At 66.9% G+C, this 14,926-nt stretch carries 18 protein-coding genes; 6 read left to right on the top strand and 12 right to left on the bottom strand.

All coding sequences use genetic code 11. The annotated features are described in order from the left end of the window. Positions 1-103: 103 nt before the first annotated feature. The 4 genes from E1H18_RS13570 to E1H18_RS26755 form a co-directional block, all read right to left on the bottom strand. A complete protein-coding gene (locus E1H18_RS13570) occupies positions 104-667 on the bottom strand; it encodes an HNH endonuclease (RefSeq protein WP_172269575.1) in 564 nt (187 codons plus the stop codon). 163 nt (positions 668-830) lie between these two features. Further along, on the bottom strand, positions 831-1,472 hold the full coding sequence (locus E1H18_RS13565) for a DNA-3-methyladenine glycosylase (RefSeq protein WP_172269573.1): 642 nt from the start codon (positions 1,470-1,472) through the stop codon (positions 831-833). A gap of 53 nt (positions 1,473-1,525) precedes the next feature. Next, positions 1,526-2,008, bottom strand: coding sequence for a transcription elongation factor GreA (gene greA, locus E1H18_RS13560; protein WP_172269164.1), 483 nt, complete (start codon positions 2,006-2,008; stop codon positions 1,526-1,528). A 168-nt stretch (positions 2,009-2,176) separates the two neighbouring features. Further along, positions 2,177-2,287 carry a hypothetical protein gene (locus E1H18_RS26755; RefSeq protein ID WP_241736000.1) on the bottom strand — a complete coding sequence of 37 codons (111 nt, stop codon included), beginning with the start codon at positions 2,285-2,287 and terminating at the stop codon, positions 2,177-2,179. Between the two features lie 165 nt (positions 2,288-2,452). Between E1H18_RS26755 and E1H18_RS13555 the strand changes: the two genes are divergently transcribed. After that, positions 2,453-3,085 carry a TetR/AcrR family transcriptional regulator gene (locus E1H18_RS13555; protein ID WP_172269161.1) on the top strand — a complete coding sequence of 211 codons (633 nt, stop codon included), beginning with the start codon at positions 2,453-2,455 and terminating at the stop codon, positions 3,083-3,085. A gap of 6 nt (positions 3,086-3,091) precedes the next feature. Beyond that, the gene (gluQRS, locus tag E1H18_RS13550; protein ID WP_172269158.1) at positions 3,092-3,925 is read left to right on the top strand and encodes a tRNA glutamyl-Q(34) synthetase GluQRS; all 834 of its coding nucleotides are present in this window, start codon (positions 3,092-3,094) and stop codon (positions 3,923-3,925) included. On the opposite strand, the gene E1H18_RS13545 is transcribed toward gluQRS, so the two are convergent. The 5 genes from E1H18_RS13545 to E1H18_RS13525 all read right to left on the bottom strand — a co-directional run bounded on the left by E1H18_RS13545 (position 3,922) and on the right by E1H18_RS13525 (position 7,614). Beyond that, entirely contained in the window at positions 3,922-4,233 is a 312-nt protein-coding gene (locus tag E1H18_RS13545; protein ID WP_172269155.1) for a transcriptional regulator, read from the bottom strand. The genes gluQRS and E1H18_RS13545 overlap by 4 nt on opposite strands. A 7-nt stretch (positions 4,234-4,240) precedes the next feature. Next, on the bottom strand, positions 4,241-4,864 hold the full coding sequence (locus E1H18_RS13540; RefSeq protein WP_172269152.1) for a hypothetical protein: 624 nt from the start codon (positions 4,862-4,864) through the stop codon (positions 4,241-4,243). A gap of 32 nt (positions 4,865-4,896) precedes the next feature. Further along, positions 4,897-6,114 carry an acyltransferase gene (locus E1H18_RS13535; protein ID WP_172269149.1) on the bottom strand — a complete coding sequence of 406 codons (1,218 nt, stop codon included), beginning with the start codon at positions 6,112-6,114 and terminating at the stop codon, positions 4,897-4,899. 151 nt (positions 6,115-6,265) lie between these two features. Continuing rightward, positions 6,266-6,994, bottom strand: coding sequence for a GNAT family N-acetyltransferase (locus tag E1H18_RS13530; RefSeq protein ID WP_172269145.1), 729 nt, complete (start codon positions 6,992-6,994; stop codon positions 6,266-6,268). Continuing rightward, on the bottom strand, positions 6,991-7,614 hold the full coding sequence (locus E1H18_RS13525) for a TlpA disulfide reductase family protein (protein WP_172269142.1): 624 nt from the start codon (positions 7,612-7,614) through the stop codon (positions 6,991-6,993). Before E1H18_RS13525 ends, E1H18_RS13530 begins: the two co-directional genes overlap by 4 nt. On the opposite strand from E1H18_RS13525, the gene argH reads away from it, so the two are divergent. From argH to E1H18_RS13505, 4 genes are all read left to right on the top strand, one after another. Continuing rightward, positions 7,615-9,033, top strand: a complete 1,419-nt coding sequence (argH, locus tag E1H18_RS13520; protein WP_172269139.1) for an argininosuccinate lyase — start codon at positions 7,615-7,617, stop codon at positions 9,031-9,033. After that, complete coding sequence (locus tag E1H18_RS13515) at positions 9,030-9,332, top strand: hypothetical protein (protein ID WP_370526500.1); 303 nt, start codon at positions 9,030-9,032, stop codon at positions 9,330-9,332. Before argH ends, E1H18_RS13515 begins: the two co-directional genes overlap by 4 nt. Before the next feature lie 9 nt (positions 9,333-9,341). Beyond that, on the top strand, positions 9,342-10,607 hold the full coding sequence (gene lysA, locus E1H18_RS13510; RefSeq protein WP_172269133.1) for a diaminopimelate decarboxylase: 1,266 nt from the start codon (positions 9,342-9,344) through the stop codon (positions 10,605-10,607). Between the two features lie 157 nt (positions 10,608-10,764). Further along, complete coding sequence (locus tag E1H18_RS13505; RefSeq protein ID WP_172269130.1) at positions 10,765-12,363, top strand: methyl-accepting chemotaxis protein; 1,599 nt, start codon at positions 10,765-10,767, stop codon at positions 12,361-12,363. Positions 12,364-12,564: 201 nt separating this feature from the next. Here the strand turns inward: E1H18_RS13505 and E1H18_RS13500 are convergent, their stop codons facing one another. Genes E1H18_RS13500 through E1H18_RS13490 form a run of 3 tightly spaced genes read right to left on the bottom strand, consistent with a single transcriptional unit; the run spans position 12,565 to position 14,924 of the window. Further along, a complete protein-coding gene (locus E1H18_RS13500; protein WP_206679064.1) occupies positions 12,565-13,425 on the bottom strand; it encodes a putative phage abortive infection protein in 861 nt (286 codons plus the stop codon). Next, on the bottom strand, positions 13,394-13,975 hold the full coding sequence (locus E1H18_RS13495; protein ID WP_172269124.1) for a phosphoribosyltransferase: 582 nt from the start codon (positions 13,973-13,975) through the stop codon (positions 13,394-13,396). The genes E1H18_RS13500 and E1H18_RS13495 overlap by 32 nt, the downstream gene beginning before the upstream one ends. Beyond that, positions 13,917-14,924, bottom strand: a complete 1,008-nt coding sequence (locus E1H18_RS13490) for an MJ0042-type zinc finger domain-containing protein (protein WP_172269121.1) — start codon at positions 14,922-14,924, stop codon at positions 13,917-13,919. Before E1H18_RS13490 ends, E1H18_RS13495 begins: the two co-directional genes overlap by 59 nt. Positions 14,925-14,926: the final 2 nt, after the last annotated feature.

Here is a 14,926-nt window from a genome sequence, read left to right as displayed (position 1 = left end):
TTTAAGGTTCAGCTTGCGGCGGCCGATCCCCTTCCGCCTCGAGCGACACGGCCCGGGCTGACGCTCCTCAAAGCGGCCCGGGCCGGTTATGTCCGGAGCGGCTCTAGGCCTCCAGCTCGATATCCCAGTACAGATAGTCCAGCCAGCTGACGTGCAGGCGGCCCGGCGGGAAGCGGCGGCCGCGTTCCTGCAGCTCGTACTTTGACGGGCGCCGAGCTGTGTTGAACAGGTGCATCCCGGCTTCGCGCGGGGTGCGGCCGCCCTTGGCGAGGTTACAGGGCGCGCAGGCGGTGACGATGTTTTCCCAAGTCGTGCGGCCGCCCTTGGAGCGCGGAATGACGTGATCGAACGTCAGGTCCTCCAGGTCTCCGCAGTATTGGCAGCTGAAGCCGTCGCGCAGGAACAGGTTGAAGCGGGTAAAGGCCGGCGGACGGTCCTGGGGCACGTACTGCTTGAGCGACACCACGCTGGGCAGCCGCATCTCGAACGACGGCGAATGGATCACCTGATCATAGGTCGACACCACGTCGACCCGATCCAGGAACACCGCCTTGACCGCCTCCTGCCAAGACCAGAGGGACAGCGGATAATAACTGAGCGGCCTGAAATCGGCGTTGAGCACGAGGGCCGGCATGCCCGACGGCGGGCGCGTGAGGACCTGCATCAGATCCTCCCTTCGAGGTGTGCGTGAACAGGTTCACGACCTCGGCTGAGGGGGTACGCGACAGGACTGAAGACGGGCCTCCTTCCTACGCTATTCAGGGAATCGCCATTCATTCCCGAACGCAGAGAAAGGATGGACCCACTCGGCGACAGAACCAAGACAAGCTTCAGAAAGGCGCGATTTCCCGGCGCTTCACCGCCCCGTAGCAGGCCCACAGCAGGTGCGCGGCCACGCCCCGATACGGCCGCCACAGCTCGGCCCGGGCATAGGCCTGCTTTTCGGTCGGTCGGACGTCGCTACGGTCGGCCCAGCGCATGGCTTCCTGCAGCGCCACATCGCCGCCGGGGAACATGTCCAGCCGGCCTTGGGTGAACATCAGATAGACCTCGGCAGTCCAGCGGCCGATGCCGGTGATGGCGGTCAGGGCCGCGACGGCTTCCTCGTCGGGCAGTCCCGGCAGGGCGTCGAAGTCGCAGGTCCCGGTCAGGTGGGCATGAGCAACGGCGTGCGCATAGCGCGCCTTGGGCCGCGAGAGACCCAGCGACAGCAGATAGGCTTGGTCATGATGCATGACGACGGCGGGCGTCATCTCCGGCAACCCCGCCTCGACCCGCGTCCAGATGGCCGCGGCCGAGGCCAGCGACACCTGCTGCTGCACAACCATCTTCAGCAGGCCGGGAAAGCCGCCCAGCCCGACGCGCCATTCGAAAGGCGGCGTGACGGCCTCGAGCGCCGCCAAGGCCGGATCGGCGGCGGCCAGCTGCTTGCGGGCGTCGAGAAGGGCTTCTGCAGTCGGCGGAACGAACATCGGCCGCAAGGGAGCTCGCCACGCGGCCGATGACAATCCGAAACTTGCTGACGCTAGGCGATCGCGGTGATCTCGACCTCACCGCCCGGCGCGGGTGAGGTGTCGCCGATGAGCTTGCCCAGCAGGGCGCGGGCGATCGGCGCGACATAGGACACCGAGCCCTGTGTCGGATCGGCCTCGTCCTCGCCGACGATGCGGAAGGTCTGCACCCGGCCGTCCTCGCGCTCGAAAGTCACCCGGTCGCCGAACTGCACAGCGGTCTTGTCCGGGTCGCGCTCCATCAATTGGGCTGTGGCGCGGCGGGCCGACCAATATCGCAGGTCGCGGGTGGCGCGGGCCATCGCCGTGCGGTCGCCATCGGCGGCCCCGCCGGCAGTCTGGGCGGCGCTATAGGCCGCGCGCGCCGAAGCCAGCTGGGCCTCGATCTGGGCCAGACCTTCTGGCGTGACGAGATTGGGATGGGTCGAGATCGGGCGGTCGGGCAGATCGGCCGCGAAAGCCTCGCTGTCGCCCTCTTTGGTGAAGGCGACGCTCATGGGCGGAAGATGTCTTTGATCATGGAAACGGCCTGCGACGCACACGGAGGAATTGGCGTCGAAGCCTAACGCGTCGCCAAGGTGGTTAGCTCCCCTAGCGACAAGGTTCAAGCGGCGGCGGGCGCTCCGCGAACAGGAGCCGACCCGCGCGTCGCGAGCAGGGCAGTCCTAGATCACCACGCCGATAATGCCGCCGGCGACAGCCAGGGCCATGACGATGAAATAGACGCCGGCCATGCGGTCGAAGGCGCTTTCGAAGGCGTTGAGCGTGCGGTTCATGACGTATCCCCTCTCCTTTGTTGGTGTCCGCCCCCATGGGCCTCGGCTGGCGGGGAACCAAACCAATCTGGACAATGCTTAGATATCACCAATCTGAACGCCGTCAAGATAATCTTGACAGCGTTTGGATAGAATTTTCAAAAGCTGCGGTTACAGTGAGGTCCGATGAGCACCGCCCCCTCCGAATCCCGGGCCGAATCCCGCCCCTATCACCACGGCGACCTGAGCCGCGCGCTGGTCGACGCCGCGCGCAAGATCCTGGAGACGGACGGCCCCGCCGCCCTGTCCCTGCGGGCCGTCGCGCGCGAGGCCGGGGTCAGCCCCGCCGCGCCCTATCACCACTTCAAGGACAAGGCCGAGCTGTTGGAGGCCGTCGCCCACGAAGGCTGGCACGAACTGGACGAGGCTCTGGCCAAGGCCCGGGCGTCCGCCGATGGCGACCATGGCCGGATGTCCGATCTGGGCGTGGCCTATGTCTGTTTCGCGCGCGACAACCCGGCTCTCTACCGCGTGATGTACGACCGCTCGCGCGACAAGGACGCCCTGCCCGACCAGATGAAGGAAGGCGGCGCCTACTGCCAGGTGCGCGACACCCTGGCCGAGCACGCCGACAACGGCGTGGCCGAGATCGACCTGGAACTGGCGACCATCGCCGCCTGGTGCGCCGGCCACGGCCTGGCCGAGATGATCGGCTTCAAGCAGTTCGCAGCCTTGAAGACCCAGCTGGGCGGAGAGGAAGCCTTCCTGCGCGCGGTGTTCGAGCACCTGGGCATGTTCGCGAAGTTCGCCCGGGACTAAGGCGTCGTGCTCACCCGGTTCGCGCCGTCGCCGACGGGCTTCCTGCATCGCGGCCACGCCTTCTCGGCGCTGACGGCGTTCCGGGCCGCGCAGAGCGCCGGCGGTCGCTTCCTGCTGCGCATCGAGGATATCGACGCCACCCGTTGCCGGCCCGAATACGAGGCGGCGATTCTGGAAGACCTGGCTTGGCTGGGCCTCGAATGGGAGACGCTGGTACGCCGGCAATCCGACCACCTGGCCGACTATCACGCCGACATTGAGGCCCTGCGCGAGCGCGGCCTGGTCTATCGCTGCTTCAAGACCCGCAAGGAGATCGATATCGGTCGCGCCCCGCACGAACCGGCGATCCCCTATGTCGGCGCGCCCCTCCCCGCCGACGAGGAGACCCAGCGCCTGGCCCGCGGCGAGGCCTTCGCCTGGCGGCTGTCCCTGGCCGCGGCGTCCGCGGCGCTGGGCGGGTTCGAGGACCTGACCTTCGTCGAGCAAGGTGCAGGACCCGATGGCGAGACCGGCGTCATCCAGGCGCTGCCCGAGACCGCCGGCGACATCGTCCTGGCCCGCAAGGACGTCGGCGTCGCCTATCACCTGGCCGTCGTGCACGATGACGCGCTGCAGAGCGTCACCCACGTGATCCGCGGCCATGACCTGTTCGAAGCCGCCCACATCCAGCGCCTGCTGCAGGCCTTGCTGGGCCTGCCGACGCCAACCTACCTTCACCACGGCCTGCTGGTCGGCCCGGATGGCAAGCGCTACGCCAAGCGCGACAAGGCCCAGACCCTGCGGGAACTGCGCGCGGCGGGCGTGACCGCCGACGACCTGCGGGCGGAGCTCGGCTTCTAGCCGCCTCCCGCCTGCTCCACCAACTGGCTCATGGCCTTCAGATAGAGCCCGAACGCCGCCCGCCCCTCATCCGTCAACCTCACGCGGGTCAGGGGCTTACGGCCCACGAAGCTCTTGTCGATCGCGACATAGCCCGCCTCCTCCAGCTTGCGCAGGTGGATCGAGAGGTTGCCCTGGGTGACTTCCAGCAGGGTCTTCAGCTCGGTGAAGTCGGCGACCTCAGCACTGGCCAGATAGGCGACGATCCCCAGCCGCACCCGGCCATGGATGACGTCGTCCAGCCCGCTGATGTCGAACTTGCCGCTCACGATCGTCTCAGCGCAGCGCCTGGCGCATCATGTAGAAGCCCGGGATCGCCATGAACCCGAACAAGCCGATGCTGGCGATCAGCAGATAGAGGTCAGCCCGCTCGATCAGCAGGCCCATGGCCACGCCCGACACCAGCCAGCCCAGCGCTATCGCCAACATCCAGGCCCGTCGGCGCAGCACGAAGACCACCTGCCAGACCGCGCCCTGCAGAATGAAGACCACCGCCGGGTGGAACAGCCAGTAGTGGAAGTCCTTGTGACGCGCGGCCGCCAAGGCGAAGACGATGATCAGCGCCAGGTTGGCCACCCCGACCGCCGAGAAGGCGGCATTGATGGCGCGGTTGGTCACGCCGCGCTGGGGGGTCTTACGGTCGATGACGATGACGATGGTCATCAGGACCAGGAAGATCAGGGTCGGCGTCCAGGCCAGCACCAGATTGCCCAGCCCGCCCAAGCTGACCACGCTCCGCTCCTGGAGGAAGTAGACCAGGGTCTGGAAGCCGTAGAGCACGCCCGCCGCGCCGTACAGCGCGCCACCGGCCGCGCCCAGCCCGCCGCGATCGCCGCCGCCCTCGGCCAGGCCGCGCAGGAAGGCCAGGTCATCCTGGGCCGTCTTCAGCGTGTCGTTCATGGGCAGATCCCCTTCGGCGGCATCATGGATGGTCACAGGATTCGTCCCAACAGCGGCATGCGGCGCAGGATCATCGTGGTCAGCCAGCAGAGGACCACCGCCCCGCCGAACACCACGAGGCCCTTGGCGAGCCCACCCCAGGCTTGCGGCAGCAGCAGCCAGCCCAACCAAGCCGTGAAGACGTAGTGGACTAGGTACATGCCGTAGGCGTTGGCCTGCAGGCTGGCGCCGACCGGGCCGGTCCTGCGCACGAAGCGCAGGAACGTCGCCAGGGCCGCGAACGACAGGGTGGCGCAGGCCAGGCCAAAGGCGACGCCGCCAAACAGGTCCAGGGCGATCCGCGGCGGCGGGTTGGGCGAGAAGGCCACGATCATCGTCGCCACGGTCGCGACGACCGGCAGGATGGGAGCCAGTTGCCAGGCCCACCAGCGCTTGGCGAGCTTGCCGTCCGGATCGGTCAGGCCGTGGCCGACCCCGGCCGCGCCGACGGCGATCCCGGCCAGGAAGTAGACGAAGTAATGGCCGACGCGGGCGGTCTGGACCAGGAACGGTCCGACCATCGTCCAGTGACCGAACGGCGTGGTCGTCGCCAGCGGCAGATAGGCCAGCAGGCTGGCGACCACGAGCCCCCAGAAGAACCGGCCCGGCCGGCTTCCCGCGCCCTGCGCCAGTCGGCCCAACTCGTCGATCACGCCAGGGAACAGCGCGTAGACGCCCGTGACCACAGCGCCGAAGGCCAGCAGCACCCACAGGAACCAGGCCGGACCGCTGGGCCAGAACGGCAGTTGGGTCCAGGCTTCAGCGAACGCGCCAAACGACGGCGCGCCGCCCGACTGCAGCCAGGCCGGGAAATAGGCCAGCGGCGCCAGGATCAGCACGGCCAGCACGAACGGAACGCCCAGCCGCAGCGCCCTGCTCTTGAGGAAGCCCCCCGCCCCCTTGGCGCGCAAGCCGTCGGCGACGAACAGCCCCGAGATGAAGAACATTAGCGACATGAAGAAGAGGTCGTTGATCAAGGTCAGCAGGCCCCAGCCGCCGAACCTCTGCGGATCCACGACCGGGAAGGCCGTCCACAGGATCGGCTGGGCGTCGAACGCCTTCGGCGGCGGCGCGTACGGGTGATAGGTCAGCACCGCGTGGTGCGCGATCACCAGCAGGGTGACGAAGGCGCGCAAGGCGCCGATCGGGGCGTTGCGGCCGCCGGCCTGGGCGGCGGCGGATCGTTCAGTGGCGCTGAGTGGCGCGTGCATGACAGGGCTCCCCTCCTGAAAGTGAGAGGACAATGCATCAACTAGTTTGTTTTGTAAACTTGTCTACAATTTCCCAACCATCGCGCAGCCGCCCTCGCCTTTCGACGGGCTCAGGGTGAGGGCCAATTCCAATGCATCAGTAGAAAACCGTTCAGCGCGCCCAGTACCGATACCGGTAAGCCGCCGCGAAACCCTCGTCGGCATAGAGCGCGATGGCTGGGGCGTTGTCGGCTTCGACTTGCAGCCAGGCGCGCTCGGCGCCCAGGGTCGCGGCCTCGGCCAGCAAAGCCCGCAGGACGCGGCGGGCCAGGCCCTTGCGGCGATGGTCGGGAGCGGTGCGCATGCCGAACACGCCCGCATAGCCGCCGCCGATGGCGCTGGCCCCGATCGCCGCCGGCGCGCCGTCAACGTCCAGCCGCGCGAAGCGGGCCGGCGCGGGGATGCGGGCCAGGGCCTCGATGCGCTCGCGGCCGTCCTCCGGATCCCCAGCTGTCGCGGTTAATACCGCCTCGAAGGCGGCGTCAGGCGCAGCGACGACGCGGACGGCGCTGTCGCCCTCCCCGCCCGTCGGGCCGAGCATGACCAGGGTCTCTTTAGTCGCGCCGTAGCCCCGCGCCGCCAGGCGCTGGGCCAGATCACCCGGCGCGGTCACGCCATCGGTCAGCTTGAACCGAGGCGGCAGGCCCCGCGCCGCATACCAAGCCTCGACCGCGTCCAGCGCCGCCTCAGGCTCGCGATCCGGCGCGCCCAGCGGCCAGCAGGCGTTGATCCGCATCGAGCGGCCGGCCGACGCGTTCAGCCGCCAGCCGCCCAGCCGGGTCCGCTCCCGGGCCGGCCAGGCGTCGTCGGCGAGAGGCTCCAGAATCGCAGGGTCGATCACTTCTCGGCCAGCAGCTTCTCGACCAGGCCCCGCGCCTCGGGGCTGGACCAGTCGGCCGGACCGGTCATGCGGGCGCGTTCACGGCCCTGGCGGTCATAGATTACGGTGGTCGGGAAGCCGCCGGCCTTGGGGTCGAGGGCGAAGGACAGCTTGTAGGACGGATCGCGATAGGTCTTCAGAGGCGGGTTGGCCGCCATTTCCTCGTTGACCAGGTTCAGGTCGCCGTCGCGGTCGACGCTGATCGGCAGCACGGTCACCGGCTGAGTAGCGTAGACAGCCTGCAGTTTGGCCAGGGTCGGCATCTCTGCGCGGCACGGCGCGCACCAGGTCGCCCACAGGTTCATGACCACCACGCGCCCCTTGAAATCGGCCAGGGTGGCGGACTTGCCGTCGAGACTGGTGAACGCCGTGTAGGGCGCGGGCCGGGGCGTGCTGGGCACGTCGAGCTTTTCCAGCGTGCCCTTCTTGAATTCTGTAAGATCGGCGGGGCCTGAGGGTTTGAACGAAGCCGATGCGATGACGTATAGGATCGCCGCCACACCCACGAGGATGACGCCGCCCAGCGCCAACCGGATGGGATTGCGCTTAGGCCCGCTCTGACCCGACTGGACTTCGTTCATATGACCGACAACGCCTCTGATACGCCCAAGGCCAACAGCCAGGGCCAAGCCATGTGGGGCGGTCGGTTCTCGGCCAAGCCCGCGGAACTGATGCAGGCGATCAACGTCTCCATCGGCTTCGACAAGCGCCTTTGGGCGCAGGACCTGGCAGGCTCCCGCGCCCACGCGCGGATGTTGATGAACCAGGGCGTGATTACAAGCAGCGATGGCGAGGAAATTCTCGGCGGCCTGGCCAAGATCGAGGACGAGATCGCCACGGGGACCTTCCCGTTCCGCGACGAGTACGAAGACATCCACATGAATGTGGAGGCGCGCCTGCGCGAACTGATCGGCGCGACCGCCGGCCGGCTGCACACCGCCCGCTCGCGCAACGACCAGGTGGCCGTCGACTTCCGCCTGTGGGTGCGCGACGCCGCCGACCGCTCGGCCGCCCAGCTTGAAACCATCCAGCGGGCGCTTCTGGCGCAAGCCGAGACCCACGCCGACACGCTGATGCCGGGCTTCACTCACCTGCAGCCGGCCCAGCCGGTGACCTTCGGCCACCACCTGATGGCCTATGTCGAGATGTTCGGCCGCGACGCCTCGCGCTTCCGTGACGCCCGCGCCCGCATGAACGAGTGCCCGCTGGGCGCCGCGGCCCTGGCCGGTTCGCCCTTCCCGATCGACCGCCATCAGACGGCGGCGGCGCTGGGCTTCGACCGTCCGACCGCCAACTCGCTGGACAGCGTCTCCTCGCGCGACTTCGCCCTGGAAGCGCTGTCGGCCGCCGCGATCACCGCCACGCACCTGTCGCGCCTGGCCGAGGAGATCGTGCTGTGGACGACGCCGATGTTCGGCTTCATCAAGCTGACCGACGCCTTCACGACCGGCAGCTCGATCATGCCGCAGAAGAAGAACCCCGACGCGGCCGAGCTGATCCGCGCCAAGGTCGGCCGGATCATGGGTTCGCTGACCACCCTGACCATCGTCATGAAGGGCCTGCCGCTGGCCTATTCCAAGGACATGCAGGAGGACAAGGTCCCGACCTTCGAGGCCTTCGACGCTCTGGAACTGAGCCTGCTGGCCATGGCCGGCATGATCGCAGACCTGACCCCGAACACCGAAAACATGGCCAAGGCGGCCGGCGCGGGCTTCTCCACCGCCACCGATCTGGCCGACTGGCTGGTGCGTTCGCTGAACATGCCTTTCCGCGACGCCCACCACGTGACAGGCTCTGCCGTGAAGGCGGCTGAGACCCTGGGCCTGGATCTGTCGGACCTGACCCTGGAACAATTCCAGGCGATCGAGCCGCGGATCACGGACGACGTCTACGCCGTTCTGACTCCGGCCGCCTCGGCGGCCAGCCGCATGAGCTACGGTGGGACCGCCCCCGCCCAGGTCCGCGCCCAGATCGCGCGTTGGAAGGAAGCCCTCGCATGATGCGCACCGTCTCGATCCTCACCTTGGCCGCCTTGGCCTTGACCGCCGCCGCTTGCGGCAAGCAAGGCGCCCTGGAGCGTCCGGCCCCGATGTGGGACGCTCAGAAGAAGGCCGCCTGGCAAGCCGAACGCCGCGCCGCCTCGGCCCAGGCCAACCAGCCGGCCCGCGCCGGCGGCGACCAGGAAATCCGCGACCCCGCCACCAGCAACCGCACCATCCGCGCCGCCCCGCTCCCCGGCACCAAGGACCCGTTCGGCGGTCCGTCGGCCAAGGGCTTCCCCGGCGCGACTCCCAACTAAGGCACTCACTTGAACCACTTCGAATACGGCCCTGAGGGCCTGGCCTGCGAGGGCGTGCCCCTGGCCAAAATCGCGGCCGAAGTCGGCACGCCCGTCTATGTCTACAGCCGCGCCACGCTGGAGCGGCACTACACGGTGTTTCGCGACGCTCTAGCGGCCGCCGGCGTGGTCGACCCGCTGGTCGCCTACGCCGTGAAGGCCAACTCCAACGTTCAGGTGCTCAAGGTGCTGGGCGACTTGGGCGCCGGGGCCGACACGGTCTCGGAAGGCGAGGTCCGTCGCGCCCTGGCCGCCGGCATCCCCGGCGAACGCATCGTGTTCTCCGGCGTCGGCAAGACCCGCCACGAGATCGCCTTCGCCCTGAAGACCGGCGTCGCCGAGATCAATGTCGAGTCCGAGCCGGAGATGAACCTGATCGCGGAGGTCGCGGCCAGCCTGGGCGTCCGCGCCAAGGTCGCGTTCCGGGTCAATCCGGACGTCGCGGCCGGCGGTCATGCCAAGATCGCGACCGGCAAGTCCGAGAACAAGTTCGGCGTCTCGTTCGCCGAGGCCGCGCGCCTCTACGCCAACGCCAGCAACAACGCCGCCCTGGAGCCCATCGGCGTCGCCTGTCACATCGGCAGCCAGATCACCGATCTGGCCCCCATGCGCGAGGCCTTCAGCAAGATGCGGGGTCTGGTCGAGCAGCTGCTGGGCGAAGGCCTTTCGGTCGAGCGCCTGGACCTGGGCGGCGGCTTGGGCGTGCCCTATTTCAACCATCCCGAACCGCCCTCCCCGGCCGACTTCGCCGCCATGGTCGGTGAGGTGACCAAGGGCCTGCCCGTCAAGCTGGCCTTCGAGCCGGGCCGGGTAATCGCCGCCAACGCCGGCGTGCTGGTGTCGGAAGTGATCCACGTCCACGAGCGCCCGGAAGGCCGCAAGTTCCTGGTCATCGACGCGGCCATGAACGACCTGATGCGGCCGGCGATGTACGACGCCTTCCACGACATCCGCCCCGTGACCAAGCGCGCCGGCGAGACCGTGTACGACGTGGTGGGTCCGGTCTGCGAGACCGGCGACACCTTCACCCGCGACCGCGCCTTGCCGCCGTTCGCGACGGGGGATCTGGTAGCCTTCATGTCGGCCGGCGCTTACGGCGCGGCCATGGCCAGCGAGTACAACACCCGCCCATTGGTACCGGAGGTCCTGGTCGACGGCGACCGCTACGCGGTGATCCGCAAGCGTCCGACCTATGACGAAATTCTGGCCCGCGATCTGGCGCCGGACTGGATCTGAGATCCCTCAGGTCGAGCCCAGAACTCTCGCGCAAGCAAAAAGAGTAGTTTTCGCGCCTTTAGGTAGTTTTACCTAGCCCCGGTGACGCCGATGGTCACCGGGGATTAACCGCTGCCGCCGAAGTTGCACCCGATTGTATGGGGCTGGAGTAGCGGCTGTGAACAACTTCATTGAATTCGACAGTATCGAATCTCAGCGGAAGGTCGGCGGCAATCTGGTCCTGGCCTGCATCGCCGCTCTGGTCCTGATCACGCCGGCCGCAGCCCTGCTGGCCGGCAACAAACCTTTCCTTCTGGCCGCCGGCTCGGTCGTACTGGCCGCGATCGCCTGGGGCGGCTTCGCCGTCTGGCGCGACAGCGCCGCCCAGCGCATCTCCACCGCCGTCACCCTGATGGGTCAGGTCAGCCTGTTCATCGCCGCCTTTTCGGGCCACCCGCTGCAGGTCGAGGCCCGCATGGCCTATCTGGCCGCACTGTCGCTGATGGTGGCCTATGGCGACTGGCGCGCCGTCGCCGTGGGCGCCGCCACGATCATCGGTATCGACGTCACCGCCGCCTTCTTGGCCCCCAGCCTGCTGATGACCGGCGAGGTCACCGTGCTGCGTCTGGCGTTCCAAGCCGGCGTCACCCTGGCCACCGCCTGGTCGCTGATGTGGCTGACCGCCAGCGTCTCGCGCCTGTTCGTCACCGTCAACGCCCGCACCGACCGGGCCCTGGACGCGGCCCGCCGCGCTGACCTGGCTCATGCCGACGCCGACGCCCAACGCGCCGCCCGTGACGCCTCAAACGCCGAGCAGGCCAAGCAGAAGGCCGCCTTGGAAGCCGAGCAGACCGAGGTCGTCGACCAATTGGCCCAGGCCCTGATCTACCTGTCGCGCGGCGACCTGACCTGGCGCCTGGAGCAGCCCTTCGCCGGCCGCTACGAGTCGCTGCGGGCCGACTTCAACAACGCCCTGGCCAAGCTGCAGGAGGCCATGCGCGAGATCGCCGGCAACGCCTCGACCATGACCGCCGGCGTCGCCGACATGTCGCGCGCCTCGGACGAACTGGCCCACCGCACCGAGCACCAGGCCGCCAGCCTGGTCGAGATCGCCGCGACCCTGGACGAAATCACCGCCACGGTTCAGAGCACCGCCGACAGCGCCAACCAGGCCAATATCGCCGCCGCCGCCGCCCACGAAGAGGCCGAGCGCTCAGACCCGGTGGTCAGCGAGGCTGTAGAGGCCATGACCCTGATCGAGACCTCGTCGGGCCAGATCGGCCAAATCATCGGGGTGATCGACGAAATCGCCTTCCAGACCAATCTCCTGGCGCTGAACGCCGGTGTGGAAGCCGCCCGCGCAGGCGAGGCCGGCCGCGGCTTCGCGGTCGTCGCCCAGGAAGTCCGAGCCCTGGCTCAGCGCTCTGCCGACGCCGCTCGCGAAATCAAGGAGCTGATCAGCGTCTCTGGCCAGCAGGTCAGCGCCGGCGTCGAACGCGTGGGCCGCACCCGCGAGGCCCTGGGCCGCATCGTGGCCCGGGTCATCGAGATCGACACCCAGGTGAAGGCCATCGCCGCCTCGGCCCGCGAACAGGCCGTCGGCCTGGGCGAGGTCAACGCCACCATGAGCCAGCTGGACCAGGTCGTGCAGCAGAACGCGGCCATGGTCGAAGAGACCACTGCCGCGGCGCACGCGCTGAGCTCGGAATCACAGGAACTGGCCGAACGCGTCGACATGTTCGACATCGGCCAGAAGAAGACGCGGAAGGCGGCTTAGGGCTTAAGGCCCCCTCGTTTGCGACGCGCGCGCCGCCCTCGGTTCACGAGCGGGGAGGAACATGCCTCTTCAATCTGAAGCGCGGAGGGACGACGCCCTTGCCATACGCCACCCGCAGGACGTCAACCCGTAAAACCGCTGAGTTCGCCACCTAGTCGCCACGCCAAAGCAAGGAGCGGACAATAACTGAGCCCTCCCCTCTTAGTTGCCTCCAAACGATTTTATTGGAAGCAGGGATCTAAGCCGATCCAATCCACCTTCGCTTGGGCAATGCTTCAAGACAACATATCGTTCGATAAGATCTTGAAACCCCTCCCCCATAGGGGAGAGTAAATTCACAGCCAATATAACGAGCATATCCTCGCTGATTTGAGCTCTCAAAAGATTAGAATAAAGGATCGCCTCATCACGATCAAACCCCTGAACATCAAGAAGTTTAAATGAATGATATAGCGTTCTAAAATATGGCCCTATCTGGCTTTCATAGCTCTTATAAACTATTTTAACATACTCATCGGAAATATGCTGAGAGGCATATAAATCATCTTTGAATTTTTCCTGATCAGCACTCAATCCGCGCACAATTCTCGTGCAAACTGATCTTATTTTGGCGACAGCCTCGGATCCTCTATTTTCATAGAATTCAAAATATTGAATCTGATCCCTGAGAATGCTAATTCTCTGAAAAAAGGCCGCTTCAAAATTCTGGCGCTTAAATACGCCACGCGTTTCAACTAATTCTTCTCGCTGCGCTTTTAATTCTTCCAACTGAAGCGAGAGCTCTTTTCTTTGCAAGGAAAGCTCTCTGCGCTGCATGTCGCCAGACCACCAAACCATGGTGAAAGCTAACGCGGAAAAAAGCGCATTTATTCCACCGAACAAATCACCGATTTGTCCAGCAACAACCATCGCGTCGGTTCGTGCGAACCCAAATGCCATCAAAAGGGTAAAAAGCCCCCAGATCACCCAACCACCAACCGCCACAATAATGACGGTCTGCAAGGCGAACGGAGGCTTCTCTACTGACATCTCAATCCAGCGCGCCGATGTACGGCAGGCCACGGCTCTTGCCTTCGTCGTCCAGCCCGTAACCGACCAGATAGCGCGCGGGGGCTTCCCAGGCGACGAAGTCGGGCTCCATGCCGCGCGACGTCGGCCAGGGCTTGCGGGCGAAGACGGCGGTCAGCACTTCGCTGGCGCCGGCGTCCTTGACCAGGCGAGCGGCCTCGGAAAGCGACAGGCCAGTGTCGAACACGTCGTCGACGACCAGGGCGCGGCGGCCGACCAGCGGGCGCTGCAGGTCGGCGCGGACTTCGCAGCGGCCCGTGCTCTTGCGCTCGTCATGGTACGAGGCCAGCCACAGGGCGTCGAAGCGCACGTCGCGGCCGGCCTTGTAGAGGGCTCGGGTCAGGTCGGCGGCGAACCACAGGCCGCCGGTCAGCAGGCAGATCACGACGGTGTCGTTGTCGATACGCGGCGCGATGTCCTCGGCCAGCTTCTGGACCCGGGTGGCGATCTCGGCTTCGGAGATCAGGACTTCGGGTTGCTTGGTGTCATTCATGATGCGCGGGTTCGTGAGCAGCGGAAGGGGGAGTTTCACTCCCGCTCTCATGTCCCGGGGTCTCATGTCCAGCCGCTTCTGCCTCGGCCCCGGCTTCCGGGGGGGGCGCTGCGGGTGCGTCCTGGGCGCCGCGCAGGGCCATTTCAGGCGCAGCGCCGTGGCTGTCCTCGCCGCTGTGCGCGGTCTTCAGGGCCGTCTTCACAGCCTTGGCCGCGCCCGGCTCGGTGGCGAACCCGATCTGAAGGTCGATGGCGGTGCGCGGCGGATCCAGGAAGGTGATCGAGAAGTGGCGGATCTGCCCCGGCGGGATCTTGGCGTCGGCGGCTGCGGCCAGCTGGCCGGCGACGCGCGTATTTTCCTTGCTCATCAACTCGACACGCAGCGGCGGCGACGTCACCTCGTGTTCGGTGATGTTGCGGATCGTGCCGGTGATGGTCACGGCGGCATGACCGTCCTGCATAGAAGGCTGAGCCTTGATGCTGTCGCGGTCGATGACCAGGCCCACGGTGTTGACCGGAAGGCCGACAGCGGCATAGGCGCCCGCTGAACCGGGCATGATGCGCACCACGTCGATACGGAAGATGAGCGCGCCGATGACGATCACCGCCATGGTGGCGGCCATGCCAGCCCAGATGACGCCCGTGGCGGTGGCGGCGCGCAGACGACGCTCGGCGTCGGCCCGGGCGCGGAAGACCTTGGGCAGTTCCTCGCCCGGCAAGGCGCTGACCGGCGGCTCCTCGACTTCGGCCTCTTGGACCGCGCCATTGAAAGCGGCTTGCGGGATCTGCTCCGCGCTCGCCAGCTGGCTGGCCAGGGTCGGGGGTTCAGGGTCATCGAACAGGTCGTCGACGGCCTCTTCGTTGCGAGCCGTCCAACGGTTCCCGCACGAGGCGCAACGCACGACGCGGCCTTCCGCGCCGACCTTGGAGTCGTCGACGAAATAGCGGCTGGCGCACTCCGGACAGGTCAGTATCATGGCCGCGAATCGAACGCTCCCCACAC

The sequence above is a fragment of the Caulobacter sp. RHG1 genome (assembly GCF_013181195.1).
Taxonomy (GTDB): domain Bacteria; phylum Pseudomonadota; class Alphaproteobacteria; order Caulobacterales; family Caulobacteraceae; genus Caulobacter.
This window is presented reverse-complemented; position numbering and strand designations above follow the sequence as displayed.

Excerpts from the sequence above, each read along its gene's own strand:
- E1H18_RS13565 (WP_172269573.1), bottom strand. The coding sequence starts at position 1,472 with ATGTTCGTTCCGCCGACTGCAGAAGCCCTTCTCGACGCCCGCAAGCAG.
- greA (WP_172269164.1), bottom strand. The coding sequence starts at position 2,008 with ATGAGCGTCGCCTTCACCAAAGAGGGCGACAGCGAGGCTTTCGCGGCC.
- E1H18_RS26755 (WP_241736000.1), bottom strand. The coding sequence starts at position 2,287 with ATGAACCGCACGCTCAACGCCTTCGAAAGCGCCTTCGACCGCATGGCC.
- E1H18_RS13555 (WP_172269161.1), top strand. The coding sequence starts at position 2,453 with ATGAGCACCGCCCCCTCCGAATCCCGGGCCGAATCCCGCCCCTATCAC.
- E1H18_RS13540 (WP_172269152.1), bottom strand. The coding sequence starts at position 4,864 with ATGAACGACACGCTGAAGACGGCCCAGGATGACCTGGCCTTCCTGCGC.
- E1H18_RS13535 (WP_172269149.1), bottom strand. The coding sequence starts at position 6,114 with ATGCACGCGCCACTCAGCGCCACTGAACGATCCGCCGCCGCCCAGGCC.
- E1H18_RS13525 (WP_172269142.1), bottom strand. The coding sequence starts at position 7,614 with ATGAACGAAGTCCAGTCGGGTCAGAGCGGGCCTAAGCGCAATCCCATC.
- argH (WP_172269139.1), top strand. The coding sequence starts at position 7,615 with ATGACCGACAACGCCTCTGATACGCCCAAGGCCAACAGCCAGGGCCAA.
- E1H18_RS13515 (WP_370526500.1), top strand. The coding sequence starts at position 9,030 with ATGATGCGCACCGTCTCGATCCTCACCTTGGCCGCCTTGGCCTTGACC.
- E1H18_RS13495 (WP_172269124.1), bottom strand. The coding sequence starts at position 13,975 with ATGAGAGCGGGAGTGAAACTCCCCCTTCCGCTGCTCACGAACCCGCGC.